This window comes from Rhodococcus sp. USK13 (assembly GCF_018343855.1).
Classification (GTDB): domain Bacteria; phylum Actinomycetota; class Actinomycetes; order Mycobacteriales; family Mycobacteriaceae; genus Rhodococcus_F; species Rhodococcus_F oxybenzonivorans.
In genome coordinates this window covers 2421134-2447051 of sequence record NZ_CP069242.1, presented here as the reverse complement: position 1 = coordinate 2447051, position 25918 = coordinate 2421134, and the positions used below count along the sequence as shown (strand labels likewise).

Here is a 25918-nt window from a genome sequence, read left to right as displayed (position 1 = left end):
TCAGGCTCCCGTTCCGAATTTGACGCCGATGGCGGTGACCACGACGTTGACCGCGAACAAGGCCATGAATGCGTAGACGACGGTCTCGTTGACCGCGTCGCCGACACTTTTCGGGCCGCCTTTCACGGTGAGCCCGCGGTGGCAGGCGACCAGGCCGGCGATCAGCCCGAACAGGGTGGCCTTGACTTCCGAGATGACGACCTCGGGTAGCCCGGTCACGAACGTCAGCGAAGACACGTACGCGCCGGGGGTGACGTTTTGGATGTAGACCGAGAACAGAAACCCACCGATGAGCCCGATCGTGATGACGAGGCCGTTGAGAAGAACTGCCACGAACATCGACGCCAGCACGCGCGGGACGACGAGCCGCTGAATCGGGTCGATTCCGAGCACCCGGACCGCGTCGATCTCCTCCCGGATGGTGCGGGCACCGAGATCGGCACAGATCGCCGTCGCACCTGCGCCCGCCACGATGAGCACGGTGACGAGTGGTCCGATCTGCGTGACCGCGCCGAGTCCGGCCCCGGCGCCGGATAGGTCTGCTGCGCCGAACTCCACCAGCAGGATGTTGAGGGTGAACACGACGAGCACGGTGAACGGCAGCGCGACGAGCAGCGTCGGCAACAGCGCGACACGCACGATGAACCACGACTGCAGCACCAGCTCCCTCCACTGGAAGGGACGCTTCGTCGTCGCACGGAATGTCTCACCGCACAACTCGAAGAAGCCGCCGACCGCGCGCAGGCCGGTGTCGACACGGTCGGCGAGCTTCGCACGAACGGGTGTGGTCATGACCGGCCCTTCCTGGACGACGAGGCTGTGCGGACACAGCGTGATACACGAAACGGCAACGCTCTGTTTCCTTTGCTACAGAGAAGAGTTCGATAGCGTCACTACCTTGGAATCAGCCCATGAGTCGGCGGAGCAGTCGGGTCGCGAAAGCTCCGTAGGGCGGGTAGGCGAAGGACGGATCGGGATTGGTCGGCTTGCGCAGTACGGACTTTCGATGGCTGAAGGTGGTGAAACCGTGCTCGCCGTGGTAGTCACCCGTCCCGGAGGCACCGACGCCGCCGAACGGGAGGTCGGGGACGAGTAGCTGGTAGAGGAGGTGATTGACACCGACGGAGCCGGAGGAGGTGTTATCGAGGACGGTCTGCACGGTGTCGTTGTTCTCCGTGAACAGGTACAGCGCGAGTGGCTTCGGCCGGCTGTTGACGAGTTCGACGGCGTCGTCGACCGAGTTCACCGTGACCACCGGCAGGATCGGCCCGAAGATCTCCTCGGTCATCAGCGGCGAGTCGAGATCGGGGTCCGTGACCACCGTGGCGCCGAATCGGAGGGTGCCGCGATCGTGCTTCCCGCCGGTCGTGTCGCCGCCGTGCCCGTCCAGGAGCGCGGTGAGGCGATCGAAGTGGTTCTCGTTGACGATGCGGGTCGGTTCCGCACGCCACGCCCTGTCGAGCTCCCGCAGTAGCCGTTCGATGAACGCAGGTCGCACCGAGTCCTCGACGAGAACGTAATCGGGTGCGATGCAGGCTTGTCCGCTGTTCACACATTTTGCCCACGCGATGCGCCGGGCGGCGACATCGAGGTCGGCGTCGGCTGCCACGATCACCGGGCTCTTGCCGCCCAGTTCGAGCGTCACCGGGGTGAGGTGCTCGGCGGCCGCTGTCGCGACGAGGCGGCCGACACGCGCTGATCCTGTGAAGAACACGTGGTCGAACTTCTCCTTCAGGAGCGCGGTGCTCATCTCGGCGCCTCCGGTGGTGACGACGACCGCGGACGGGTCGACGTACTTCGGTAGCAGGTCGGCGAGCACCTGCGCGGTGCGCGGGGCCAACTCCGACGGCTTGACCAGCACCGCATTGCCGGCAGCGAGCGCGCTCACGAGTGGTTGGAGGGTGAGCAGAAGCGGAAAGTTCCAGGCACCGATCACCAGGACCACACCCTTCGGCTCCGCCACGGTCCACGCCTTCCCCGGTTGCTGCGTTACAGGCAGCGCGGTGCGTTGCGGCCGTGCCCACCGCTCGAGGTTCTTCAGCGTGTGACGGATCTCGGCCCGCACCGGGGCGAGGTCACCCATGAACATCCCGATCGCCGACCGACCGAGATCTTGTTCGACTGCGGCGGCGAGGTCCTTCTCCCGAGCCGAGAGCAGCCGGGCGAGACCCTCGAGTTGGGCGCGACGCCAAGTGAGCGAGCGGGTGCGTCCGCTGCGGAAGGTTGATCGCAGCGAGGCGACCTGGCCGGCGGCGTCTACCGCCGCTACGGCGGATCGGGTGGGAGGGGTGGAGGTGCGGGTTGCGGTCTTCATGCTGAGCGTCCATCCATGCGGGCTGCCGGCGACAGCGCTGATTCCACGTCGAAGTCGTTCATGTCCGGCTGGTGCGTGCGTCGCCAGTACTCGATGTACTGCCAGGGACTGTTGGTCACCACACGTCCCCGACTGTTGCGGTAGTAGGTGGTCATGCCGGGGTGGGTCCAGATGGTCCGCGACAACGCCTCACCGAGTTCCTCGTCGTACGTGTCGAAGGTGTCCTGCCGAACCTCGACACTCGCGAGACCCTCGTCGATCATCTCGGCGAGGACGCTCGTGACGTACTGCACCTGTATTTCGGTGCCCGCGACAACGGTGCCGCCGTGACCGGTGTTGGTGTTCGGACCGTAGAGGCAGAAGAAGTTGGGGAACCCGGGGACGGTGATGCCCAGGTAGGCGCGACCGTCGTCATGCCCCCAGTACTCCCGCAAGGACCGTCCGTCCCGACCGCGGATGTCGACCGAACCGAGCACCTGGACCGCATCGAAACCTGTCGCCAGAACGATGATGTCGGCCTCGTACTCGGTGCCGTCGGCGGTGCGGACACCACGCGGGGTGACGGTGTCGATGTTCTCGGTCACCAGGTCCACGTCGTCGCGCCGGATCGTGCGGAACCACCCGTTGTCGATGAGCAGACGCTTCCCATAGGGCGGGTACGAGGGCAGGCTCTTCTCGAGCAGGTCCGGGCGGCCGTCGAGTTCGCTCTCGATGTGCGCGGTGAGGATTTTGCGCAGTTTGTCGTTACTACGGTTGATCGCCCGGTCGGCGTGCGGGTACTCGGGATCGATCTGCAGGAGTCCGTGCAGTTTGTCGCCCATCCGCCAGAACAGTCGGAGGCGGTACCAGCCCTGGTAGTGCGGGACATGGCGGTTCAGGAAGGCGACGCCCTCGGGGATGTCCCGACGGTAGTTGGGGTGCGGCATGGCCCATTGCGGGGAACGCTGGAAGACACGCACGTTGCTCGCCACTCCGGCGGCGGCGGGCACGAACTGCATGGCGCTCGCGCCGGTGCCGATCACCGCGACGCGTTTGCCGGCGATGTCGATGTCGCGGTCCCAGCGCGCGGTATGCAGGCAGGGGCCCTCGAAGGTGTCGAGACCCGCGATGGCGGGGACGCTGGGGCGGTTCAGCAGACCCACTGCGCTGACGAGGATGTCCGCGTCCAGTTCGTCCTCGAGTCCGTCGGCGCCGCGCGTGACGATCTTCCAGAGCGCTTGCTCTTCGTCGTAGTCGGCCGACACCGCTTCGGTGGAAAACCGGATGTTCCGGCGAACGTTCCACCGGTCCGCGAGCGAGCGCCAGTACTCGGCGAGTTCGTCGCGCCCCGCGAAGAAACGCGTCCAGTCCGGGTTCAGCGCGAACGACAGCGAGTACAGGTTGCTCGGAGTGTCCACACCGCAACCCGGATAGACGTTCTCGTGCCACGTGCCGCCGACGTCGTCGTTCTTCTCGATGATCACATAGGGGATGCGGGCCTGCTCGAGGCGGATCGCCAGGCACAGCCCCGACAGCCCCGCCCCGATGATGGCGACCCGCAGTGGGGCCTCCCCGTCGAATGTCGTCGTGGGGACCGACGCCCGGGGGTAGATCCCGAGTTCCTCGCCGAGGAGGTTGCCGTAGTCGGCGGGCAATTGCTCACCGAGCGCCACGCTCAGTATCCGGACCAGACGCGCAGGGTCCGGCGTTGGACCGGGCTCGAGTTCGCCGTCACGGTGTCGGCGCAGTACCTCGAAGGCCTCCCCGCGAATACGGTCCTGGATTTCGTGAGTGAATCCGCCGGAGTCGTGATCGCCGAGGTCCACCGGCGGTGTCGGAACGTAGGGTTCTTCGATCCAGCGGTCCTCGCCGGTCAAGTGCGCGAGCGCCGCGAGCAGGGTGGGCAGATTCGCCGACGCGAGCGCGTCGCGGAGGTCTTGGTCAGTGAAGGAATCGGGCGCCGGTCCCGGCGTCGTGGTCTGCTGCATAGAGTGACCATACAAAGTGTTCATACGTGATGTCAATCACTGGGGGTTGAGTAATTCCGGACACGAAAATGGGGATGGGCCAGTAAGAGTCCTGATGCACACAGCAGTAAGACCTTCTCCGGCCCATCCCCCTCGAAGCGCGATGGAACCTTCGACCGGCAACGGGCCGGCGACGGGAAGTCAGTCCTTGAAGAGCAATGCGAACGGGTCGTGATCCTCGATGGCCGCCGCGTATCGATGCGCCATGGCCGCAACGGTTTCCGATGGCTGCATCACCGTCGGAACACACATCCACGCGAACCCGTGCAGCGTGTGCCTACGATAGTCGTCCCATGCATCGTCTCGTGAAATATGCGGACCGCCATGAGCTTTCAAGGCGTCGAGGTAGTGAGCCAGGAGATCACGTTCGTGCGTGCGGCGATCCTCGATGCTGAGCGCCGAGCCGATGAAGTAGGTGACGTCGTGTGACCACGGTGCCAGGCATGCCGTCTGCCAATCGAGGAACGCCGGTGCCTGCCCCGGAATCCGGTACAGCTGAGCGAAGTGTGCGTCCCCGTGGTTGATGGTGTGCACCGCGTTGTCGTCGTGCTCCCACAGCGCGCGGAATGCGCGTCGGACTCTTTCGTCGTCCCGCAGGCCGGGCGACAGTTCGGGAACCTCGTCACGACCGATCAGGGGGTAAAACTGTTCGGGGCTGAGCATGACCTGGAACGCCTGTCGGGCCGCTTCGACACCGATCGGGAGCCACTCGTACCGACCCTTGGTGCTTCCCCACAGCGGTCCGTGCCAACTGGCCTGCACTTCGAGCGTTTGGGCGACGCTGTCGGTCGACCAAAGGTTGGTCGCTTCGCCGAATTCGGCTCCACGCGAGGTGAGATCTTCGAGGATGACGATGCCCTGCTCCGGTTCGGCGGCCGCGTAGTAGCAGGACGGCACCTCCGCCTGCAGGTTGGGTGCGAGGTCGCGGTAGAAGTAGCCCTCCAGTTCGTAGGCGGCCCCGAGTCCGAACGCGCGACTTCGCTCGTCGAAACCACCCTTGATGCACACCCTTTCGGGAAGTCCCTGCGAATCGCCGTCGAAGGTGAGCCGTGCGAATGCCTTGGTTGCCGAGCCCCAGATGACGCGATCGATATCCACTGCGGTCACTCGCACGCCCGGTCGGCCGGCACCGAGAGCTGCGGTCATCCATTCCGGTGTGAGCTCTTCGATGGCACGGGCGAGGCGGGCCGTAGTAGCGCCGGCGTCGACAGCAGGAGTGGTAACTGTGTGAGTCATGTCACCGACAATACAAAGTGTTCAGACGCGATGTCAATGACAACTGAGACGGCGCCAACTGCTCCCGAAACACAAAAAGGCACGCTTCGCGAGGAGGCGTGCCTTGCGGCCTGTGAGTACTTATTGACCGCCGACGGTTAATAAGTACTCACAGGTCAGAGACCGTATATGGCGGAGACAAGCAATTCGCCGAGCAGTTTGGTCACGGCGCCGAGGTCTTCGAGGTGCTCTTCCTTCGCCATCGAACCGGCGACGGTTCGTTCGATGGTCCATATGATCACGGCCGCGAATTCCGCTGCGGGAGGGCCGTCCACGGCGATACCGGCCGCGCGGTCGGCTTCGATCATGGCCTGTAGCGCGGTAGTCATCCGGCTGACCGTCTCGAGGTAGAGGCGACGCAACTCCGGACGTCGGGGCCATTCGTGGACGGCGTTGCGGGCGACCGCCAGGGTGGCCTCGTCGAGGTCGAGCCAGTCGGCCACCAGATCCCGGATCCGGGCCGGGTCGTTCCGGTCCACCTGCACCAGCAGTTCGAATCCGCTTGCGATCCGCTCGGCGAATTCCTTGAACAACGCTACGAATGCGTCGTCTTTGCTCCCGAAGTAGAAGTAGAACGTTCCACGGGACGCGTCGGCCCGTTCGAGGATCTGGGCGACACTGAGTTCGTCCAGGTTCTCCTCCTGAAGCAGGTCATTGACCGCTTTCAGGATGGTGGCTGCGGTGTCGGTGTTCGCCGTGACCTCTCCGGCGGCGGTGGGAGGGGTGGTGGGCACTGCCGTCTGACTCTTCGCCGCCGACCTTTTCCGCTTCCTGCGTTTGACCGGCCGCTGATTGCCGTAGATCGCGGCAAACGTCAGTGCCACGATCGACTCGACCGCACTTTCGGCGGACGGCAACCGCTCGTCCAGGCCCTTCGAGCCGACATAGAATGTTCGCTCGACACCACCGACGAGCATGGTGGCGATCATTTCCGCCGGTGCACCGTCGGGTGCGGCACCGTTGGCACGCTCGTGGGTGATCTGTTCCGCGACAGCGCCGACGAACTGCTCGAGCATCACCTTCCACGCCGCGGCGACGGCAGGCACGCTGTGCATCTGCTCCACCGCGGCGCAGATCACCCCACCGTGCCCGGACCACATGTCGATGGTGCCCCGCAGGCTCGCATCCATCGACTTGGCACGGGTCCTACCGGGTGGGGCCTGCCAGGGAACGGCCTCCGAATACGCGTCGCCGAACAGTCGCGCGATCATCGCGACGAGGACGTCGTACTTGGATGCGAAATAGTGATAGAAGTTTGCCCGCGACAGGCCGGCGCGCTTGATGATCTGCGCGACGGTGAGATCCTGCATCGAGGTTTCCTGCAGCAACTGCTCCGTCGCCTCGAACACTGCCACCTCGGCGCCACGCTGCCCGTCGTGGGCGCGTGGTCGTTGTCGCGCTACCGGCCGTGTACTCACGATTTCGAGAATATCCTATGTCTGGACACTATGACTGGACGGGCCCTCGGCCAGTCGAACGTGCGGCTCCTTCACCAAGGTCACCGCGCGGAACAGCGCCTCGTCGAACAGGTCCGGCTGCTCCAGCATCGGATAGTGCCCGCAGTCGAGTTCCACCAAGGTGCTGCCGATCCGCTCCTGCACCCAGTACGCCCCACGGACGGACAGCGCCGGGTCGGAGGTCCCGATGATCTGGGTAACCGGAATATCGAGGTCGTCCAGGACGAACGCCTGGGACGTCCGCAGGAGTGTGGTCATGCACGCGTTGGCCGCCCAGCTCGGCGTCTGCAAGGAGATGCGCTGCAGCCAGTCGAGGGTCTGAGCGTCCGGCGGTGTTCCGAACGGATCGCCGACAGCCCGTCTCCGGTAGTCCAAGCGCCCCGAGTGCTCAGCCGCATGCATGCCGCCCTCGACTGCATCGGCCGGCACGCCGAACTGGTAGTCGGGCTGACGGGCGCCGGCCACCCCGTTGGAGGCGACGAGTACGAGGCGATCCACCAAATTCGGGTAGCGGTGGGCCATCCGCAGTGCGGTCATACCGCCCAGCGACCAGCCGACAACGGTCGCGCTGCGGACATGGAACGCATCCAGGACTGCCGCGCCGTCGTCGGCGAGACGGTCGATGTCGTAGCGACCCCACGGCGCGTCGGATCCACCGTGCCCCCGCAGGTCCATCGCGAGCACGCGGTGCCCCGCTTCTGCGAGCACGCGGATCTGGCGGTCCCAGACCGCGGAGCTCAGGCTCCAACCGTGGATCAGCAGCACCGGGTCGCCGGCACCCAGCTCGAGTACCTTGACCCGCACGCCGGGCTCGACCTCCACCATCGTCGAACTCATTTCTCTCCTTCTTCGTGCTTCGCGGCCGATCTTCGTGCTTCGCGGCCGCGCGGCCGGCAGACGTGGAAAAGCCGGGCGGACGGGGCCTGATCGGCTCCCGCCCGCCTGGCCGCCTAGGGGGCGCCGACCAACTCGGCGGACCGGGACCGCGCGAGCGTCGTGCCCGCGTCCACCAGTTGCAGCAGCGATTCCGGAGGGGCGAAGCGCTCGCCGTAGGTCTCGGCGAGGTACCGGGCTCGGGCGACGAAGCCCGCCACACCGCCGTCGTATCCGTCGACGAACTGCAGCACTCCACCGGTCCACCCGGGGAATCCGATGCCGAGGATCGAGCCGACGTTGGCGTCGGGGACCGCTTCGAGGACGCCCTCGTCGAGGCACTTGACCGTCTCGATCACCTCGGCGAACAACAGCCGCTCCACCACGTCGCCGAACGGGACGTCGGTGTTCTCGCCGCCGAACGCGTCCGTCAGTCCGGTCCAGAGTCGAGTGCGTTTGCGGTTCTCGTCGTACTCGTAGAACCCGGCTCCAGCCAGCCGGCCCGCCCGCCCGAACTCGGACAACATGCGGTCGAGAACGGCCTCGGCGGGATGGCCGATCCAGGCCAGGCCGGCGTCCTCGGCGGCCTGCTTACCCGTGTCGCGGACCCGGCGCAGCAGTTCGAGGTTCAACTCGTCGGTCAGCTGGAGCACGGGAGCGGGGTACCCGGCTTGGGAGCTCGCCTGCTCGATCGTCGTCGCCGGCACCCCCTCCCCGAGCAGCGCCATGGCCTCGTTGATGAATGTGCCGATCACGCGGCTCGTGAAGAATCCGCGGCTGTCGTTGACGACGATCGGGGTCTTCGCGATCTGCTTCGCCAGATCCAGTGCCCGCGACAGCGTATCGGCGGAGGTCCTCTCCCCCTTGATGATCTCCAGCAGGGGCATACGGTCGACCGGGCTGAAGAAGTGGAGTCCGATGAAATCTTCGGGTCGGCCGACGTTCTCGGCGAGCCCCGTGATGGGCAGGGTGGACGTGTTCGATCCGATGAGGGCGCCGTCTGCGAGGTGGGGTTCGATCTCGGCGAGCACCTGGGCCTTGACGGCGGGATCCTCGAACACGGCCTCGATCACCAGATCGGCGCCGTCGGCTTCCTCCGGGCGGTCGGTGGGCGTGATGCGCGCGAGGAGCGCGTCACCCTTCTCCGTCGACGTCCTGCCCGTTGCGATCTGCTTGTCGATCAGCCTGCGCGAGTAGCCCTTCCCTCGCTCCGCGGCGTCGAGTGTCACATCCTTCAGGACGACGTCGATTCCGGCTCGGGCGCACTCGTACGCGATTCCGGCACCCATCATGCCTGCCCCGAGGACGACGACCTTCTGCGCGCGCCACGGCGTGCGATCGGCGCTGCGACCGCGAGCGCCGTTCACGGATTGCATGTCGAAGAAGAACGCCTGAATCATGTTCTTGGCGATCTGCCCGGTCGCGAGGTCGAGAAAGTAGCGGGCCTCGATCCGCAACGCGTTGTCGAAGTCGACCTGCGCGCTCTCCACGGCTGCCGCGACGATGTTCTGCGGGGCCGGGTAGTGCGCTCCCTTCAACTGCTTGCGCAGCAGCGCGGGGATCGCGGGGAGCCGGGAAGGCAGTTGTCCGCTGCGGTCACCGGGCGCTCCACCGGGAATGCGGAATCCCTTCACGTCCCACGGCTGGACCGCGTCCGGGTGCGCGAGAATCCACTTCTTCGACGCGACAATCAGGTCCGGCCTCGACTCGACGAGCTCGTCGATGATCCCGAGTTCGTGCGCCGATCGGACGGTGCGGCGCTGTCCCTGCAGCAAAAGTTCCGACAGTGCACGTTCGACGCCGAGCATCCGCACCGAGCGGACGACGCCGCCGGCTCCGGGCAGCAGACCCAGCGTCACCTCCGGCAATCCGACGAAGGTGCGCGGGCCGTCCAGCGCGACGCGGTGGTGCGCAGCCAAGGCGAGTTCGAGTCCGCCGCCGAGCGCGGAACCGTTGACCGCCGCGACGACGGGCCGTCCGATTGTTTCGAGGCGGCGCAGCAGCGCGCTGTTGCGGTCCACGAAGGTCGCGAACTCGTCGATGCGATCTTTGGATGCGTCCCGCAGATCGTTGAGATCTCCCCCAGCGAAGAAGGTGTCCTTACCGGACGTGACGACGACACCGGTAATGGTGTCGCGCTCGTTCTCGATGCGGTCGAGTGCCGCGCCGAGCGCGTCGACGAATCCTGCATTCATCGTATTGACGCGTTGAGTCGGGTCGTCGATCGTGAGCACGACGATGCCGTCGTCGTCACGTTCCCAGCCGATGATGGTGTTCTGGCTCATAGCCTTTGTGGTCCTTCCGGTTTCAGCTTGCCTGGAGTGCTTCGACCACGGTCGCGATGCCGATGCCACCGCCCACGCAGAGGGTGACCAGGCCGTACCGTCCGCCGGTGCGATGCAATTCGTCGAGGAGCGTGGACACGATCATGCCGCCGGTGGCACCGAGTGGGTGCCCCATCGCGATGGCGCCGCCGTTGACGTTCACCTTGTCGAGGTCGAGGTCGAGATCACGCACGAATCGCAGGACGACCGAGGCGAAGGCCTCGTTGATCTCGACCAGATCGAGGTCGGCCGGCGTGAGTCCGGCCTTCGCCAGCGCCTTCCACGAGGCGGGCGCAGGGCCGGTGAGCATGATGGTGGGATCGGCACCGGACACCGCGGTTGCCACGATGCGTCCGCGCGGCGTGAGCCCGAGTTCGCGCCCGACGTCCTCGCTTCCGATCGCCAACAGCGAAGCACCGTCGACGATTCCGGAGCTGTTACCTGCGTGATGAACGTGGTCGATGCGTTCGACCGTGTGAAACTTCTGCAGCGCAACCGCATCGAACCCGGCCGACTCGCCCAGGGCGGCGAACGACGGTTTCAGACCACTGAGCGATTCGACCGTCGTACTCGGCCTGATCATCTCGTTGGTATCGAGCACCACCCGGCCGTTCAGGTCACGGACGGGGACGGTCGAATGGTCGAATCGCCCCTCCTGCTGAGCCCGGCTTGCGCGCTGGTGGGAACGAACGGCGTAGGCGTCGACGTCCTCGCGGGTGAAGCCTTCGATCGTCGCGATCAGGTCGGCACCCACGCCCTGCGGCACGAAATGGCTGGCGAAATTCGTGGCCGGGTCGTCCATCCACGCACCGCCGTCGGACCCCATCGGTACCCGGGACATCGATTCGACTCCACCGGCGAACACGAGGTCTTCGAATCCCGAACGGACCTTCTGAGCTGCGATGTTCACGGCTTCGAGACCCGAGGCGCAGAAACGGTTGATCTGCACCCCTGCGACCGTGTCGGGCAGACCGGCAGCGATACTCGCTGTGCGAGCGATGTTTCCACCCTGCTCGCCGACCGGGGAGACCACACCGAGCACGAGATCGTCGACACGATTCGGATCCAGGCTGGGATTGCGGTCGAGGAGATCACCGATCAACCCGACGGTCAGATCAATCGGTTTGACGGTGTGCAGAGCACCGCCCGGCTTCCCCTTCCCCCGTGGCGTCCGGATCGCGTCGAAGATCAGCGCTTCAGTGGTCGGCATCGAAAGACTCCTTGTTCTCGCTGAATGGCTGCTTCGCCGCAGCACATCGCGACCATACATTGTGTTCATATTCTCTGTCTATACCCTTCAGGAATGGCGGGCCGAAGACACGAAATCGCTCGCCCCGTCGAGAGAGCCTTCGATGCAACTGGATCCGCATATCGGCAAATTGGTCCTTACGCCGAGACGACGTGTGGTGGTATATCTCGGTAGTCGATCAACGCTGGGCATTCGCCACAGTGGACGAGCCCCATGCAATCCCATGGCGCCGCTTCGTCCTGCGTGCACACTCGTCGCCCAGCCAACCCCGGTCCGAGCCATTCGGACCGGTCCCTAATCACTGGAGGTTGTCGTGGGTGTCGAAGTATCCGTCGAAGGACTGACCAAGTCGTTCGGCTCGCAGAGGATCTGGCAGGACGTAACGCTGACGCTTCCTGTCGGTGAAGTCAGTGCGTTGCTGGGCCCGTCGGGTACGGGTAAGTCGGTGTTTTTGAAGTCGTTGATCGGTCTGCTCCGCCCGGAGCAGGGCTCGATCGTGATCGACGGCACCAACATTCTCGAGTGCTCGTCCAAGGAGCTCTACGACATCCGGAAGTTGTTCGGTGTGCTGTTCCAGGACGGCGCTCTGTTCGGGTCGATGAACCTGTTCGACAATGTGGCGTTCCCGCTGCGCGAGCACACGAAGAAGTCCGAATCCGAGATCCGCAAGATCGTGATGGAGAAGATGGAACTCGTCGGCCTGCTCGGGGCCGAGGAGAAGCTGCCGGGGGAGATTTCCGGTGGTATGCGCAAGCGTGCCGGCCTGGCCCGCGCCCTGGTCCTCGACCCGCAGATCATCCTCGTCGACGAGCCGGACTCGGGTCTCGACCCCGTCCGCACTACCTACATCTCGCAGACGTTGATCGACATCAACGCCGAGATCGACGCAACAATCCTGATCGTCTCGCACAACATCAACCTCGCCCGTACGGTGCCGGACAACATCGGCATGCTCTTCCGCCGGAAACTGGTGATGTTCGGACCCCGCGAGGTGCTGCTCACCAGCGACCAGCCAGTCGTCAAGCAATTCCTCAACGGCACGATGATCGGCCCGATCGGCATGTCCGAGGAAAAGGACGAAGCCACCATGGCCGCCGAGCAGGCCATGGTCGACGCCGGCCACCACGCGGGTGGCGTCGACGACGTCGAGGGCATCGTCCCGCAGATGAAGGCCACCCCGGGGATGCCGTACCGGCAGGCCGTCGCCCGCCGGCAGGAGCGGGTCCGGCACATCATGCACACGTTGCCGGAGAACGCTCAGATCGCGATCCAGGAAAGCCTCGACGAGAATTCCGGTGGCTGGTTGTACGACGACAGCACCGCGCCGTTGGAAGGTGCGGTCGATGTCCGTTGATCCGTCGACCCTGATCGTCGCCGCGGTCGCGGCAGCAGGTGCGTTCATCCAAGGCACCGCTGCCCCAACGGAAATCAAGGATCAGGCGACGCAGACCCTCGAGTCCTATTCGCCGGCCACCGCGGGCCAGCAGGTGTCCGACCTGATTTCGGCGCTGCCCGAGCCGGTACGCGCCCCGACGCAGCAGGCGGTGGACGACATCGCTGCCGCAGCAGCGGCTGCGCTCGAACCACATCTGCCACCCGGTGCCCTGACTCCCCCGGCACCCGCTCCTGAACCGGCGGCGCCTGCGGAGCCGGTCATGGAGACCCCGGTGCCGGACCCCGCTCCGCCGGCGCCGATGTTCCTGTCGAGCCCGCCCTCACCGGACGGGGATTCGATCGGCAACGGTGCTGTGCTGCAACCGGTTCCGGCCGCCTTTCCGCGCGCCTCGCTCGCCCCGGTGGGGGCGATCGCACTGTTCGCACCGTGGCTGCGCAAGGCCGGTGCGATCTGTGACGGAATCAAGCCCGCGACCCTCGCGGCGCTGTATGCCGCCGAGAACGGATTCCGGTACGGGCCCACCGCACCGGTGTCCCCGGCCGGCGCACTCGGGCCGGGACAATTCATGCCCGGCACCTGGGCGATCTACGGCAAGGACGCCGACGAGGACGGCAAGGCGGACGTGCTCGGCATCGCAGACCCCGTGATGGCCTCGGGAAACCTGCTGTGCGACACCTACGAACAGATCGACGCCTGGAAACGCCAGGGCCGGGTATCCGGGGACACCCTCGACCTCACCATCGCGGCGTACAACGCCGGATCGGGTGCCGTATTGCGGTCGGGCGGAATGCCGTCCGGCAGCCCGGACTACGAGAACCAGACCAAGCCGTACGTCGCAAAGATCCGCGGCAGTGAACTGTCCTTCGCGCAGCTGCTCGCGCCGCTCATCGGGATTCCGCTGGGCGACGGCGTGGGTGGGCGGGTGGTCGAATCGGCCGTCCGCTACCTCGGTCTGCCCTACGTGTGGGGCGGCGGCAACGTCAACGGCCCCTCCGGGGGTGGATTCGACTGCTCCGGCCTGACGTCGTTCGCGGTCCATGCCGCCGCGGGCATCGCGCTGCCACGGACATCCGAGACCCAGTGGAACGTCGGGCAGGAGATACCGATGGATCAGGCGCGGCCCGGGGACCTGCTGTTCGGCAACTGGCAGTCCGGCGGTCCCGGGCACGTCGCCATCTACATCGGTAACGGTCAGATGATCCACGCCCCCACCACGGGTGACGTCGTGCGCATCGCCGACGTCTTTCCCGAGATGAAGGCCCGGCGCATTTTCTGACCGGCTCAGCTCTCCAGCCAGGTCACGACTTCGTCGCTCGACTGCCGCTCCGTCCGATACGAATTGATCGGATGGTCCGTGTCCGGGTATCCGAAGGAAATCCCCAGAAGCACCTGACGACCTTCCGGGATGTCGAAGAACTCGCGGATGAAGGGTGCCTGGCTGGCGAGCGCGGCCTGGGGAATCGTGCCGATACCGTGACTGTGCGCGGCCAGCAGGAAGCTGTTGACGAAAACCCCACAGTCGACGGCGCCGTACGTCCCGAGCGCGGCCTCGGTGGTGACGATGGCGACGTGCGGCGCATCGAACAACTCGAAGTTGCGCATCATCTGCCGCGCGGACGCGATCCGATCCCCCTTGGCAATACCCACGCTTTCGTACAGTTGCCATCCACTGGCACGCCGGCGCTCCTGGTAGACCCCCTCGTATGCCTTCGGGAAGGGGATGTCCGGGTTCTCTGCCGGTGCCTGCCCGACGTGTTCGGTCAGTGCTGCGCGGAAGCGGTTCGTCGCCTCCGCCTCCGCGATATGGAGATGCCACGGCTGCGTGTTGCACCACGAGGGGGCCCGCCGGGCAGTGTCGAGGATCGCGGTGATCACCTCCCTCGGCACGGGGTCGGGCCGAAACCCCCGGCAACTCCATCGACTCTCCATGAGAGTGTGCAAAACCTCGTGACCGGCGGTGACGGGCTCGACCAGATGTCGTGTCATTACTGTGCCTCGTTTCTCCGATGGTGACGACCACCTACGACCGAGCTCGGATTCGAGCTCGCAGTACCACTGAATAACAGCACCATACAGTGCGTGTAGACAAGGTGTTCAGTTTGCCCTACGCTGTTTGTAATGGAGGTCACAGGGGGCGGGCCGGGCGGAAGTGCCCGCCCATCCGTCCGGCCGAATACACAGCTCAGACGTGAGGAGTAGGGATGACTGCCACCACCGAGACACCACGACGCGAGGGCGCACTCGACGTGCCAGAGGGTCTGCCACGCGGCATCGATCTCGGCCGGATCAACAATCGGGACAGGGCAATCGCCATGTACGGCCGCGAATTCGCCGAGAAGCTGACCGATCACGCGCTTCTCGCGGACGACGCCGCGTACCGGGCCATGCGCGACTTCCGCGACAAGTCCACGGGCGCCAACTGGCGCACCTTCGACACTGCGCTCGAGCACGGCATCGATGCCCTGGACGACCCGCCCGCCGGCATGGTGGAGCTGTTCCGGCAGCTCGATCACATCCCGGACTGGGTCGACTTCGACCAGCTCTACCGCGGCGCCGTCGCCTTCTGGCGGGCCGGGCCCATCGTTCCGCCCATCCTCGCCTGGGCCACCATCGCCGGCGGATTCTCGATGTACAGCGCCACCCGGCCGGTCCTGTTCAGTGGCCGGTTGCGGAAGGCCGACCATGTCGGTACCCGTCTTGTGGAGAGCTTTCGTTACGTCGTCGCCGCTTACACACCCGGCGGCATGGGCCGTTTCGAGGAGGGATTCCGACTCACCGCGAAGGTCCGCATGATTCACGCGGCAGTCCGTCACGGCCTGAGCCGATCGGACGCCTGGGACTGGGAAAACTGGGGTATCCCGATCAACAATCTCGACTCCATGGTTACCCAGGCCGGCCAGTTCGGCGTGAAATTCCTCGATGCCGTGCACAGCTCCGGAATCCGGTTCACCGATAGGGAAATCGAGGACATCTTCGCCCTCAGCCGCTACGTGGGATGGGTGATCGGGGTACCCGAAGACATCCTGCACACCGACTACGACGACGCCCGGAAGAAGACGGACTTCCACACCCTCGTCGAGCAGCCCGCCGACGACCTGTGCCGTGACGTCGTCCATTCCGTGATCAAGTTCAGCGTGGAGAATCCTCCGGGAGACGTGGAGGTGCTGCCCGCACCCGTCGCCAAGTTCATGACCACCGACCGCCGCCTCAAGCTCGCCTACGGAATGTTGTCGACCTGGCTGCCGGCGAGTGTCATCAAGGACCTGCACATCGAACCTACACCGTGGCGTTTCGTATTGCCGGCGGTCAAGCCTTTGCTGACCTTGTCCAACCGCGTCGGACGTATCCTTCCGCACGACGACGAGGCGGCCACCTTCCGAATCCTGAAGCAGTTCAACGCCGCGATCGCAGTTCCGGAGTCGGAGAAGGCGAAGGCCGTCGCCAATCCCGACGAGGTCGGGGCCGATGCCGCAGCCAACAAGGGCGGAATGCCCGTCGTCGCGAAGGCAGGCTGACGTGGCAGATACGACTCAGGCTCCCCTCGCCGGTGTCCGGATCGTCGAACTCGCCGGGATCGGGCCCGGCCCGTTCGCCGGGATGATGCTCGCAGACCTCGGCGCGGAGGTGATCTGCGTCGACCGCCCCGGCGGAAACCCCTGGGCCGCCAGCGGACACGGGGTGATGTTCCGTAGTCGCCGGTCGATCGCGGTCGATCTCAAATCGTCCGACGGCGCCGAGATCATGCGCCGGCTCTGCACGAGTGCGGACGGGGTCATCGAGACGTTCCGTCCCGGTGTGGCCGAGCGCCTCGGCGTCGGACCTGCCGACTGTATGGCGGCCAATCCTGCACTGGTATACGGCCGAATGACCGGATGGGGTCAGGACGGCCCACTGGCGTCGATGCCCGGACACGACATCAACTACATCGCGCTCACCGGCGCACTGCACGCGATAGGACGCCGGGGCGAAGCACCGGTCCCGCCGCTGAACCTGGTCGGCGACTTCGGCGGCGGCGGAATGCTCCTCACCGTGGGCATGCTCGCCGGAATCATGTCCGCGCGGACCACCGGTGTGGGACGCATCGTCGACGCGGCCATGATCGACGGCGCATCGGCCCTCATGGCAATGTTCCACGGCCTCCGGGGCGAGGGAGCGTTCAGCGAGAACCGTGGCACCCACCTCCTCGACACCGGCGCGTTCTTCTATGACGTCTACCGCACCCGGGACGAGAAGTGGGTCAGCATCGGCGCCATCGAGGATCAGTTCTGGCACGACCTGTGCGACGCGCTCGACCTCCCGGACGAGGTCCGCCACAACCAGTTCGACACCACCCGATGGGACGACTTCCGCGACATCCTCGGCCGGCGGATCGCCACGTTCGACCGGTCCGAACTCGACAACCTGCTACTCGGCCGAAACACCTGCTACGCCCCCGTCCTCACACTCGCCGAGGCGGCCGCACACCCCCACCACGTCGCCCGCGGAACGTTCGTCGAGGTCGACGGAATCGTGCAAGCCGCCCCGGCTCCCCGCTTCGACGGGGCCCCGGCCACCAAACCGGGACCGCCGCGCAAACCTGGTGCCGACACCCGCCAGATCCTCATCGACGCCGGCTACGGCGCCGCCGAGATCGAGAGGTTCGTCTCCAGCGGCGCTGCTGCAGAATAGTTTTCGCAACCACATGAGGGCGGGCCGGGAATTCTTCCCGGCCCGCCCTCATGTGGTGTTCTCACAGTCCCAGGGAGCGTCCCACGATCTCGCGCATGATCTGGTTGGTACCGCCGTAGATCTGCTGTACCCGCGCGTCCCGCCAGCGCCGGGCCACCTCGTACTCCTCCATGTAGCCGTACCCGCCGTGCAACTGCAGACACGTGTCCAGGGCCTCGAATTCGAGCTCCGTGGTCCAGAACTTGGCCCCTGCCGCATCGGCCGCGGTGAGCTCACCGTTCCCATGCGCGTCGAGACAGCGGTCGAGATAGATCCGCGCAATCTGCACCTTGGTCGACAATTCGGCCAATGTGAACCGATTTGCCTGGAAGCTGCCGATGGGACTGCCGAAAGCGCGCCGCTCCTTCGCGTACGACAGCGCCAGCTCGAGGGCGTACTCGGCGCTCGCCACCGCGACAACGGCCATCGACAGCCGCTCCTGGGCGAGGTTCGCCATCAGATAGCGCAAACCCTTGCCCGGTTCGCCGAGCACGTTCTCGGCCTGCACCTCGACGTTCTGAAAGAACAATTCGGCCGTGTCCTGGGCCTTGCGCCCGATCTTCGACAGCTTGCGTCCGCGTTCGAAGCCCGGCTGCCCATCCTCGACGACGAAAAGGCCGAAGCCGCCGCCGTCCTCGTCGGGGATCCGTGCGGCGACGATCACGAGGTCGGCCTGCATGCCGCTGGTCACGAACGTCTTCGACCCCGTGATCCGCCAGCCGGGTCCCTCGCGGCGCGCGGTCGTCTTGATTGCGCGCAGATCCGATCCGGTCCCCGGTTCGGACATCGAGACAGCGATGGTGCGCTCGCCGCTCACGATGTCGGGTAGCCAGCGTTTCTGCTGCGCCTCGTCGGCGAGGTCGAGGAAGTACGGGAGGACGATATCGTTCGTCAGGGAGAACCCGTCACCGACAGTCCCGGTCCGCACGACCTCCTCGTTCAGCACCGCATTGAACCGGAAGTCGCGCAGTCCGCCGCCCCCGAATTCCTCGGGTGCGGCGAATCCGACGAGACCCTGTGCCGCCGCCCGGCGCCAGAAATCGCGGTCGACCATCCCCGCTTCTTCCCACTCGTCGGAGTGAGGCACTGCTTCTTTGATCAGGAAGGCGCGAACCGCCTCGCGGAACTGTTCGTGTTCGGGTTCGAAAATGGTGCGCTTCATGATCACAGGCCCATCGATCGGCCGATGATTTCCCGCATGACCTCGCTCGTGCCCCCGTAGATGCGCCCGATCCGGGCATCGACGTAGGCCCGCGCGATCGGGTACTCGGTCATGTAGCCGTAGCCGCCGAACAACTGCAGGCAGCGGTCGGTGGCGGTGCCCTGCAGCTCGGAGGCCGCGAGTTTGGCCATCGCTGCCCGTTCCGGCGTCAACGTGCCGGCGACGAGTTCGGTGACGCAGCCGTCGACGAAGGCCTGCATCACCTCCACCTCGGTCTTGATGCTCGCGAGCACGAATCGGGTGTTCTGGTAGCTCCCCACGCTGCGCCCGAAGACGCGGCGCTCTTTCACATAGTCCACTGCCCACTCCAGGGCCTGCGCGGCGGACGCGATACTCGCCACGGCGATCGTCATGCGTTCCTGGGCCAGATTTGAGACGAGCGAGCGGAAACCGCTGCCGGGCTTGCCGAGCAGGTTCGCCGCGGGAACCCGGGCGTTGTCGAAGAACAGCTCCGCGGTGTCCTGCGCGTGCATACCGATCTTCTCGAGGTTGCGCCCCCGCTCGAAGCCGGGAGTATCCCGCTCGACCACGATCAGCGACAGACCGCCGTGGCGGTCAGCCTCGCGCTCCGTGCGGGCCGCCACGATCACCAGATCGGCGTTGTGCCCGTTGGAGATGAACGTCTTGTTGCCATTCAGCACGTAGTGGTCACCGTCGAGGATCGCCGTGGTGCCGATGCCCGCAAGGTCCGAACCCGTGCCCGGTTCGGTCATCGCGATCGCCGCGATCAGCTCACCCGACGCCAGCCCGGGAAGCCAGCGTTTTCGCTGGTCGTCGTCGGCGTACGCGAGGAAATACGGGACGCAGATGTCGTTGTGCAGATTGATGCCGACCGAGACCGTCCCGGTGCGAGCGATTTCCTCCGCGATCACCGCGTTGAAGCGGAAATCGGACACTCCGCCACCGCCATACTCCTCCGGGATCTCCATTCCGAGAAAGCCGAGGTCGCCGGCCTCGCGGAACACCTTTCGAGGCACGATGCCGTCGCGCTCCCACTGGGCGTACTGCGGCACCACCCGCGATTCCAGGAAGGCGCGGAAGCTGTCACGGAAGGCTTCGTGTTCGTCGTCGAACAGGGCGCGGCGAGCGCGCGCGGGTTTGTCATTACTCATGACCAGCATCGTACAAGTAATCCATACACGGTGTATAGCCTTGATGTATGCTGCGTTCACGCGTAGAGCGGTCGTCACCTTTTCGGCGACGGCTTCGGTGTCGGCGATGTCCGGTACCAGTTTCCGATCATGCCGTCGCCCGCATCAACCGACTAAAACTCCACTACTTGAGAAGGATTCTCATGACCTCCGGGATCCCCGGCATCGACACGACCGTCGACAACGGTCTGCTCCGCGTCACCCTCAACCGACCGGCGCGACCGAACGCGGTCACGACAGAATCCCTGGACGCGGTCGCCGACGCCTTCGAGTCATACGCCAGCGACGCCTCGGCCCGGGCGGCCGTCCTCACCGGCACCGGCCGCGCGTTCTGCACCGGCGCAGACCTGGCCACCGAGGAGAGATCCGCGTCTGCCTCGGCAGCGACGATCGACGCCGCGAACCGGTCGGTGGCGGCGATCCGTGCGTTTCCACGTCCCGTCGTCGGCGCGGTCAACGGCCCTGCCGCGGGAGTGGGTGTGTCGCTCGCGCTCGCGTGCGACCTCACCGTCGCTACCGAGTCCAGTTACTTCCTCCTCGCGTTCACCAAGGTCGGCCTCATGCCCGACGGCGGTGCCACTGCCCTCGTCGCCGCGTCGATCGGTCGCGCCCGTGCACTGAAGATGGCTCTGCTCGCCGAACGCCTTCCCGCCCCCGAGGCCCTTGCGGCCGGGTTGATCGCCGACGTGTACCCCGACGCCGAATTCGTTGATAGTGTCGATACTCTCGCACGCGGTATGGCAAGCGGCCCCTCTCAGGCGTACTGCTGGACGAAGAACGCCGTCAACGACGCGACCCTCGCACAACTCGGCAGCGCCTTCGCGCGTGAACGGGAAGGACAGCTCGAACTGCTCTCCTCCGCCGATTTCACGGAGGGAATCGCGGCCTTTCTCGAGAAGCGCCAAGCCACCTTCGGCTAGTTGTCGAGACGTACACCGCACCAGTCGACGGAGAACGACGCTGGTCGTCGGGGCTGACTCGGGAACACGGCCGGAAGCTGTGCCTTCAAACAAACCCGAGACCTCGCACAGTCAGAACGATTCTTCGCCCTTTCGCTCCACTACCCAGGCCGCGGTCTGCGTCCGGGAGTGGAACCCTAGTTTGGACAGCAAGTGCTCGGCGGGCACTGTCACGTAAATCGAAAAGTTTAGCGCTGCAGTTGGTTCTGTGCAGGTTACTACGGGGACACCGCCGGGCCCTTCACTTACAGAACGAACATCTCGTCGGGATGCTCCGACTCACCCGCAGCGAGCAGGTACCGTTCTACACGCCATCTCTCAGCCGCCTGTCCCGTGATTCCCTCACCCTGCACTACGTGGTGGAGTTCCTCCTCAGCCACAAAGTGCCGATCGCAACCACCAACTGCCGTATCCGACCGTCCGACGTCTGGGTGCGCACCGGTGCTCTCGTGCCGACGGACACACAGAACGTCCGAGCCGGCCTCGACAATCTCAACGGCCTGACCAGCAGCCACCGTTAAACCATCGAGATAATCAGGAGGACTTACCCCGGGTAAACGTCGACGTCAAGGAGTCGATGAGGTCGGACATCGGCTATCAGCGCCCGCGATCGCCTACGTTTCAATCATCGAATTCCACTCGTGCGCAATCTAATTCCTGACTACACCGACACCGACCTCCCAATTGTGGGGAGATCTTGCGGCGGGAGGCTCGTGAGAGGGTCCAGCCGTCGGCATCGCCGGCACCCGTTGCGGCCAATGCCCAAACGACCAAGACAAACCGCTGGTGTGACGAGCATGGGCCGAAGGGCCGGCGGTCGGAACGGATACGGGGACCGCCGGCAAGGACATCCGCGTCGCGTCCGGGACCTCCCTCGCCATCCCCAACCCGGCGTCGCATTCGCGGCCGCGGCCAGCAGCAGGGAGCCGACCATGACGACGGCGCCACCCCGCCAAACGCCACCACCGCGGTCCGACCATGGGTGGTGCCGCTGTCGGGCAGAGGCGAGCAAACCTCGGCGACTCAGCCGTCGCCGGCCAGGGCGCGAGAATGCCCGTCTCTGATGGTGTCCGCGGACCTCGCGCGGACTCGGCCGCGAGCGCGGGTGCGACGAACAGCAGGATCACCGTCCCGCATCAGGTACAGATGCCACGGCCAGCGTCTCCACCGCCACTGATGCTCCGTGTCTGTTCTCCGTCCAGGCCTTGCCCGGTCCCGGCGCCCCGATCATGGTGGAGCGGAACGGGCCTTGTCAGCTGCTCACGACGAGCTGGGACACAACTGGGCCAACGAATGGGCACCATCTTTTGACCCCATCTCTCCGGCCGTGTGGAACGACCTCGATTCTCGGCAGGCTAATCGATCAGTTGCGGTCAGTTCGGGCCGCTGCAGCCCTATGCCGTCCTCTTGACCAGAGGGATCTGAGACCGAGCAGACACCGACGGGGAAGGACCCGGAGCTTATGTCTTCACCCATCCGCCCAACGACAAGAATGTCAATCGCAACTCGCAAGCCAAACCCGACTCCCCATTCCGCGCCCGACGCCCTCCGCACCGCATGGTCACAACTCCCCACCGACACAACTGAACTCCTTCGCCGCGCCTCCTTCCGCGGGCACGCGACGCGAGAAAATGGCAGTGCGGCGACCCGACGCCGGGATCCCGTTCACGGTCCCAGAATAAGGTCGGAAGCCAGGCGTCGCATCGGCACGACCCAAGGTCAGCTCTGGGTCAGGTAACAGAGCCGGCCTCAGTCGGCGCGAAGCACCACTGCCGCGACCGGCGTCGACACCAGAGATGTCGTGACCGCGGCCCGATTGCCGTATATGTGCGCACCGCGATCGGCAGGCGCCGTCGGTCGAGGTCGGTTGCGTCCAGCAGAGTGGTGTACGGACGGGATTTGGATCTGACCGGCGTGTCGTAGCCCAAGAAGGCGGCCATCGCGTGACTCTTCGAGAGACCGATCAAAGTCACTCGGGTGTTGGACCACGCGATGACCACTGCCCACGATATCGACCTGCACCAGATCCTGACCGACTGCCTCACCGACGCCAGTCCCGACCTGCTGCGCAGGATGCCTCCGTCTGTGGGGAGGGTGGCATCGATCGATATCACCGACACCTCTACCGGGAAGCGTCTGTAGAGGCAGGCTGCCCGAGATCCACAGGCAGCGAAGCCCAGCCGCGTAGGACTCGGGTGTCACGCCGGATTCCCTCACCTGTCGATCGCAAGTGGGGGAACCGGTCGAACAGGGTCTTCAATCCCACTTCCGTCTCCGCCTTGGCGAGCGAGGCGCCGAGGCAGTAATGCCGGCCGCCCGAGAACGACAGGTGCTTGCCCGCGTTCTCACGGGTTACGTCGAAGCGATACGGATTCTCGAACAGTTCAGGGTCGCGGTTGGCGCCTGCGAGAACCAGGATTACCAGCTCGCCCTTCGTCAGAGGCACACCCTCGACCGTCACGTCGTGTTTAGCCCGACGCGCTGTCAGCTGCACCGGTGATTCCAAGCGCAGCATCTCCTCCACCGCAGTCGGCCACTGCGACGGATCCTGCTGCAGGATCTCGAGCTGGTCGGGGTTGTCCAGGAGCAGCCGGATACCACTGCCCAGCAGGTTGACCGTCGTCTCGAAACCCGCGGCCAGGACCAAACCCGCCGTCGCGCGGAGCTCTTCGTCGTTCAGCCCGACGCCGTCCTCGGTGGCCCGGATCAGCTCACTCATCAGATCATCACCGGGATTGCGGCGAAGCTCGGCGAGGTGACCGGCAAGCCAGACATCGAATTGCTCGAGCCCGTCCTCGACGCGGGTGAACTGCTCCCACGACAACCCGATATCGAGACTAGGGGCGGCCATCTCCCCGAACTCGAGCACCCGCTGCCGGTCCGCGTCGGGGACGCCCAGGATCGTGCTGATCACAGCGACAGGAAGCTGCGCGCAGTACTTGTCGACGATATCGACCTCACGTCCGGCCGCCACAAGCTCATCGAGGAGGCTGTCCGCCTTCTCCTGCACCATCACCCGCATCTTCGCGACTGCGCGCGGGGTGAACACCGACGCCACGAGCTTGCGGTAACGGGTGTGCTCGGGCGGCTCGACCGAGAGCAACGACGGCGGCCTCAGCGGATGCAGCGCTTTCGGGCGGGTCTTGTTCTCGATCCACCGCAGTGGCGTCGGGAGACCGGCACCGAACTCGATCACCCGGAAATCGTCCGAGCGCAGCAGACCATGCACGACGCGGTGCGTGACGGAGATGTTCGCCATCCGCGTCTTCACCAACGGCCCGGACGCCCGGATCTGCTCGAACACCTGCCGCGGATTCGCCCGCGTAGACGGGTCTGCGACCAGCATCGCCTGCAGATCACCTCGCTGCGCCGCCTTCTTCGCTCCGTAACGCACGATCCCGTGCGCGGCGACCCACCTGATCCGAGCCCTCATGTTCCCCACCCCTTCCGGTGTCAAGTGTGGACCTCCTCAGGCGAGAGGGAAGCAACAACCCCCTTTTCGTGCCCTATGCCCGGGCCAATGCCTCTCCGCCTCAATTCCGTGAACCTGCCGGTATCGCGGACGTCCCCTACCTCTCCAGAGCGCACGGCCCATCGTCACGAGTTCTCGAATGCGTTCTCAGTGAGATCGGTGACCGTGGTCGCGGGGGTCGCGGTGCTCGCCGCAACGGTGGTGTTGCGTGGGCTAGGCGATCGACCCGGGTTCACGATTCCTCGAGCACGCGGCCACGCTCGTCGTCGGCGCGGGCCTCGTCCTCGGCGGCGGCGAGTCCGGCGGACAGGTCGGCCAGGGTGTGGGCGGCGTCGCGCAGCGCCTGCACGGCGTCGTCGATCTGGGTGCGGGCCCGGGTGTAGGTCTGCTGATCGTCGAGGGCGAATGTCCGCGGATCGGTGTCGGCGGCCGCGGTGATCGCCTCGTGCAGTTCGGTAGCGGCGAGGACCCGGGTCCCGAGGTCCGACATGGCCACCCGCAGGTCCAGGTCGGTGAACATCCCGTCCCGGAACGCCCGGGAGCCCTTGATCTCCTCGACGGCCAGGACGGCGTCACTCATCAGCTGCCGCAACTCGTCCGGCGAGTGTTGCAGTCGTGCGCCGGTGATCCGGGCTGGCTGACGCCATCACCGAGGTGTGGCGCCTGCATTCAGAATGCCACCGAGCAGCTGGCGGATCGCTGGCCTCGTTCGACAGAGAACGCTGAATCCAGTCGGTGATCTCGCGGATCACTACGGCGGGCGCTTCAGGCAATAGTGCGTGCCGGGCGTTCGGGAAGATAGCGACAGTCACCAGATCCCGCAACTGGTCACGTAGCTCGTTTGCGGTCTCGCGGGGACGGAACGGGTCGAGGGCCGCCTGCAGATCGAGGATCGGGTGTCGGGCGACCGGCCACCACTCGTTCATGTCGGTCGCGTCCGACGCAGCGAGCTGACTGCGAGCGATGTCGGGATACCACCCGGTGAGCAACCCGGACGCGTCGTTCCCCGGCGCGAAGAAACCTTTGTGGAAGGTAGCCGAGGCGCTCCTCATCCGGGAGGGAGGAGTCCGCGCAATTTACGGCGAATTCCGTCAGTGTGGACGGATAGTTCTTCGCCCCAGCCGCCGCAACGACTACCCCGAGGACGAGAGCGAGCCGGTCCGCTGCCAGAGTCCTCGCCACGTAGTGGCCGTATGCGTGCCCGACGACCACTGCGGGCCGTTGTCCTGGTCTTCGATCACGGTCGCAATGTCAGCGGCCAGGTCGTGGAGTGTGATCGCCTCGAGTGGTCCCCCCTGATCTCGCGAGGTCGGGGACGTGACACGTGGAAGTTGTGGTCCGCGAGTCCCGCTGCGACGGGGTCGTAGTCGTAGGAATCCCGTCCGAGCGATGGCAACAGGACTACCGAGGGACCCGTACCTTCCCTGACCACTCGCTCATGGAGTCCGACGTACGCACAACCTGAGTTGTCCTGTCTGTCGTCTGCATTCTGTCCCTAATCGCGGTTGCCGCG

Annotated in this window: 20 protein-coding genes and 1 pseudogene; 7 read left to right on the top strand and 14 right to left on the bottom strand. The window is 65.6% G+C overall.

The annotated features are described in order from the left end of the window. The 8 genes from JQT59_RS13930 to JQT59_RS13895 all read right to left on the bottom strand — a co-directional run bounded on the left by JQT59_RS13930 (nucleotide 1) and on the right by JQT59_RS13895 (nucleotide 11459). Complete coding sequence (locus tag JQT59_RS13930; protein WP_213576627.1) at nucleotides 1-792, bottom strand: MlaE family ABC transporter permease; 792 nt, start codon at nucleotides 790-792, stop codon at nucleotides 1-3. A 112-nt stretch (nucleotides 793-904) separates the two neighbouring features. Continuing rightward, the gene (locus tag JQT59_RS13925) at nucleotides 905-2314 is read right to left on the bottom strand and encodes an aldehyde dehydrogenase family protein (protein ID WP_213576626.1); all 1410 of its coding nucleotides are present in this window, start codon (nucleotides 2312-2314) and stop codon (nucleotides 905-907) included. Further along, nucleotides 2311-4281: a flavin-containing monooxygenase gene (locus tag JQT59_RS13920; RefSeq protein WP_249354411.1), complete on the bottom strand. Its 1971-nt coding sequence runs from the start codon at nucleotides 4279-4281 to the stop codon at nucleotides 2311-2313. Before JQT59_RS13920 ends, JQT59_RS13925 begins: the two co-directional genes overlap by 4 nt. 180 nt (nucleotides 4282-4461) lie before the next feature. After that, nucleotides 4462-5556, bottom strand: coding sequence for an oxidoreductase family protein (locus JQT59_RS13915; protein ID WP_213576624.1), 1095 nt, complete (start codon nucleotides 5554-5556; stop codon nucleotides 4462-4464). Between the two features lie 155 nt (nucleotides 5557-5711). Then, complete coding sequence (locus JQT59_RS13910) at nucleotides 5712-7013, bottom strand: TetR/AcrR family transcriptional regulator (RefSeq protein WP_213576623.1); 1302 nt, start codon at nucleotides 7011-7013, stop codon at nucleotides 5712-5714. 15 nt (nucleotides 7014-7028) lie between these two features. After that, nucleotides 7029-7889: an alpha/beta fold hydrolase gene (locus JQT59_RS13905; protein ID WP_213576622.1), complete on the bottom strand. Its 861-nt coding sequence runs from the start codon at nucleotides 7887-7889 to the stop codon at nucleotides 7029-7031. A 113-nt stretch (nucleotides 7890-8002) separates the two neighbouring features. Next, entirely contained in the window at nucleotides 8003-10210 is a 2208-nt protein-coding gene (locus JQT59_RS13900) for a 3-hydroxyacyl-CoA dehydrogenase NAD-binding domain-containing protein (RefSeq protein WP_213576621.1), read from the bottom strand. Between the two features lie 22 nt (nucleotides 10211-10232). Beyond that, the gene (locus JQT59_RS13895; RefSeq protein ID WP_213576620.1) at nucleotides 10233-11459 is read right to left on the bottom strand and encodes an acetyl-CoA C-acetyltransferase; all 1227 of its coding nucleotides are present in this window, start codon (nucleotides 11457-11459) and stop codon (nucleotides 10233-10235) included. Nucleotides 11460-11811: 352 nt separating this feature from the next. Between JQT59_RS13895 and JQT59_RS13890 the strand changes: the two genes are divergently transcribed. Continuing rightward, a complete protein-coding gene (locus JQT59_RS13890; RefSeq protein ID WP_213576619.1) occupies nucleotides 11812-12852 on the top strand; it encodes an ABC transporter ATP-binding protein in 1041 nt (346 codons plus the stop codon). Continuing rightward, complete coding sequence (locus JQT59_RS13885; protein ID WP_213576618.1) at nucleotides 12842-14170, top strand: C40 family peptidase; 1329 nt, start codon at nucleotides 12842-12844, stop codon at nucleotides 14168-14170. The genes JQT59_RS13890 and JQT59_RS13885 overlap by 11 nt, the downstream gene beginning before the upstream one ends. 5 nt (nucleotides 14171-14175) lie before the next feature. On the opposite strand, the gene JQT59_RS13880 is transcribed toward JQT59_RS13885, so the two are convergent. After that, a complete protein-coding gene (locus tag JQT59_RS13880; protein ID WP_213576617.1) occupies nucleotides 14176-14880 on the bottom strand; it encodes a nitroreductase in 705 nt (234 codons plus the stop codon). Between the two features lie 215 nt (nucleotides 14881-15095). On the opposite strand from JQT59_RS13880, the gene JQT59_RS13875 reads away from it, so the two are divergent. Together JQT59_RS13875 and JQT59_RS13870 are read left to right on the top strand one after the other, a co-directional pair. Continuing rightward, nucleotides 15096-16409 (top strand): oxygenase MpaB family protein, encoded by a 1314-nt coding sequence (locus JQT59_RS13875; protein WP_213576616.1) that lies wholly within the window; start codon nucleotides 15096-15098, stop codon nucleotides 16407-16409. A gap of 1 nt (nucleotide 16410) precedes the next feature. Further along, nucleotides 16411-17562, top strand: coding sequence for a CaiB/BaiF CoA transferase family protein (locus JQT59_RS13870; protein WP_213576615.1), 1152 nt, complete (start codon nucleotides 16411-16413; stop codon nucleotides 17560-17562). Nucleotides 17563-17623: 61 nt separating this feature from the next. Here JQT59_RS13870 and JQT59_RS13865 read toward each other — a convergent pair whose 3' ends face one another. Both JQT59_RS13865 and JQT59_RS13860 read right to left on the bottom strand, forming a co-directional pair. Continuing rightward, entirely contained in the window at nucleotides 17624-18763 is a 1140-nt protein-coding gene (locus JQT59_RS13865) for an acyl-CoA dehydrogenase family protein (RefSeq protein WP_213576614.1), read from the bottom strand. Nucleotides 18764-18765: 2 nt separating this feature from the next. Continuing rightward, entirely contained in the window at nucleotides 18766-19935 is a 1170-nt protein-coding gene (locus tag JQT59_RS13860; RefSeq protein WP_213576613.1) for an acyl-CoA dehydrogenase family protein, read from the bottom strand. 182 nt (nucleotides 19936-20117) lie between these two features. Between JQT59_RS13860 and JQT59_RS13855 the strand changes: the two genes are divergently transcribed. The 3 genes from JQT59_RS13855 to JQT59_RS13845 all read left to right on the top strand — a co-directional run bounded on the left by JQT59_RS13855 (nucleotide 20118) and on the right by JQT59_RS13845 (nucleotide 23075). Then, complete coding sequence (locus JQT59_RS13855) at nucleotides 20118-20894, top strand: enoyl-CoA hydratase (protein WP_213576612.1); 777 nt, start codon at nucleotides 20118-20120, stop codon at nucleotides 20892-20894. Between the two features lie 308 nt (nucleotides 20895-21202). Beyond that, nucleotides 21203-21454, top strand: coding sequence for a hypothetical protein (locus JQT59_RS13850; protein WP_213576611.1), 252 nt, complete (start codon nucleotides 21203-21205; stop codon nucleotides 21452-21454). Nucleotides 21455-22925: 1471 nt separating this feature from the next. Then, a complete protein-coding gene (locus JQT59_RS13845) occupies nucleotides 22926-23075 on the top strand; it encodes a hypothetical protein (protein ID WP_213576610.1) in 150 nt (49 codons plus the stop codon). Here JQT59_RS13845 and JQT59_RS13840 read toward each other — a convergent pair. From JQT59_RS13840 to JQT59_RS13830, 3 genes and pseudogenes are all read right to left on the bottom strand, one after another. After that, the gene (locus JQT59_RS13840; protein WP_213576609.1) at nucleotides 23056-24366 is read right to left on the bottom strand and encodes a cytochrome P450; all 1311 of its coding nucleotides are present in this window, start codon (nucleotides 24364-24366) and stop codon (nucleotides 23056-23058) included. The genes JQT59_RS13845 and JQT59_RS13840 overlap by 20 nt on opposite strands. A gap of 271 nt (nucleotides 24367-24637) precedes the next feature. Then, on the bottom strand, nucleotides 24638-24985 hold the full coding sequence (locus JQT59_RS13835) for a hypothetical protein (RefSeq protein ID WP_213576608.1): 348 nt from the start codon (nucleotides 24983-24985) through the stop codon (nucleotides 24638-24640). A gap of 142 nt (nucleotides 24986-25127) precedes the next feature. Continuing rightward, nucleotides 25128-25893: pseudogene (locus JQT59_RS13830) on the bottom strand (alpha/beta fold hydrolase); the annotation flags it as partial. Between the last annotated feature and the right edge of the window lie 25 nt (nucleotides 25894-25918).

Bases quoted from the DNA above. Each gene is read 5' to 3' on its own strand.
- JQT59_RS13930 (WP_213576627.1), bottom strand. From the start codon at position 792: ATGACCACACCCGTTCGTGCGAAGCTCGCCGACCGTGTCGACACCGGC.
- JQT59_RS13925 (WP_213576626.1), bottom strand. From the start codon at position 2,314: ATGAAGACCGCAACCCGCACCTCCACCCCTCCCACCCGATCCGCCGTA.
- JQT59_RS13920 (WP_249354411.1), bottom strand. From the start codon at position 4,281: ATGCAGCAGACCACGACGCCGGGACCGGCGCCCGATTCCTTCACTGAC.
- JQT59_RS13915 (WP_213576624.1), bottom strand. From the start codon at position 5,556: ATGACTCACACAGTTACCACTCCTGCTGTCGACGCCGGCGCTACTACG.
- JQT59_RS13905 (WP_213576622.1), bottom strand. From the start codon at position 7,889: ATGAGTTCGACGATGGTGGAGGTCGAGCCCGGCGTGCGGGTCAAGGTA.
- JQT59_RS13900 (WP_213576621.1), bottom strand. From the start codon at position 10,210: ATGAGCCAGAACACCATCATCGGCTGGGAACGTGACGACGACGGCATC.
- JQT59_RS13895 (WP_213576620.1), bottom strand. From the start codon at position 11,459: ATGCCGACCACTGAAGCGCTGATCTTCGACGCGATCCGGACGCCACGG.
- JQT59_RS13885 (WP_213576618.1), top strand. From the start codon at position 12,842: ATGTCCGTTGATCCGTCGACCCTGATCGTCGCCGCGGTCGCGGCAGCA.
- JQT59_RS13880 (WP_213576617.1), bottom strand. From the start codon at position 14,880: ATGACACGACATCTGGTCGAGCCCGTCACCGCCGGTCACGAGGTTTTG.
- JQT59_RS13875 (WP_213576616.1), top strand. From the start codon at position 15,096: ATGACTGCCACCACCGAGACACCACGACGCGAGGGCGCACTCGACGTG.
- JQT59_RS13865 (WP_213576614.1), bottom strand. From the start codon at position 18,763: ATGAAGCGCACCATTTTCGAACCCGAACACGAACAGTTCCGCGAGGCG.
- JQT59_RS13860 (WP_213576613.1), bottom strand. From the start codon at position 19,935: ATGAGTAATGACAAACCCGCGCGCGCTCGCCGCGCCCTGTTCGACGAC.
- JQT59_RS13855 (WP_213576612.1), top strand. From the start codon at position 20,118: ATGACCTCCGGGATCCCCGGCATCGACACGACCGTCGACAACGGTCTG.
- JQT59_RS13850 (WP_213576611.1), top strand. From the start codon at position 21,203: ATGCTCCGACTCACCCGCAGCGAGCAGGTACCGTTCTACACGCCATCT.
- JQT59_RS13845 (WP_213576610.1), top strand. From the start codon at position 22,926: ATGACCACTGCCCACGATATCGACCTGCACCAGATCCTGACCGACTGC.
- JQT59_RS13840 (WP_213576609.1), bottom strand. From the start codon at position 24,366: ATGAGGGCTCGGATCAGGTGGGTCGCCGCGCACGGGATCGTGCGTTAC.
- JQT59_RS13835 (WP_213576608.1), bottom strand. From the start codon at position 24,985: ATGAGTGACGCCGTCCTGGCCGTCGAGGAGATCAAGGGCTCCCGGGCG.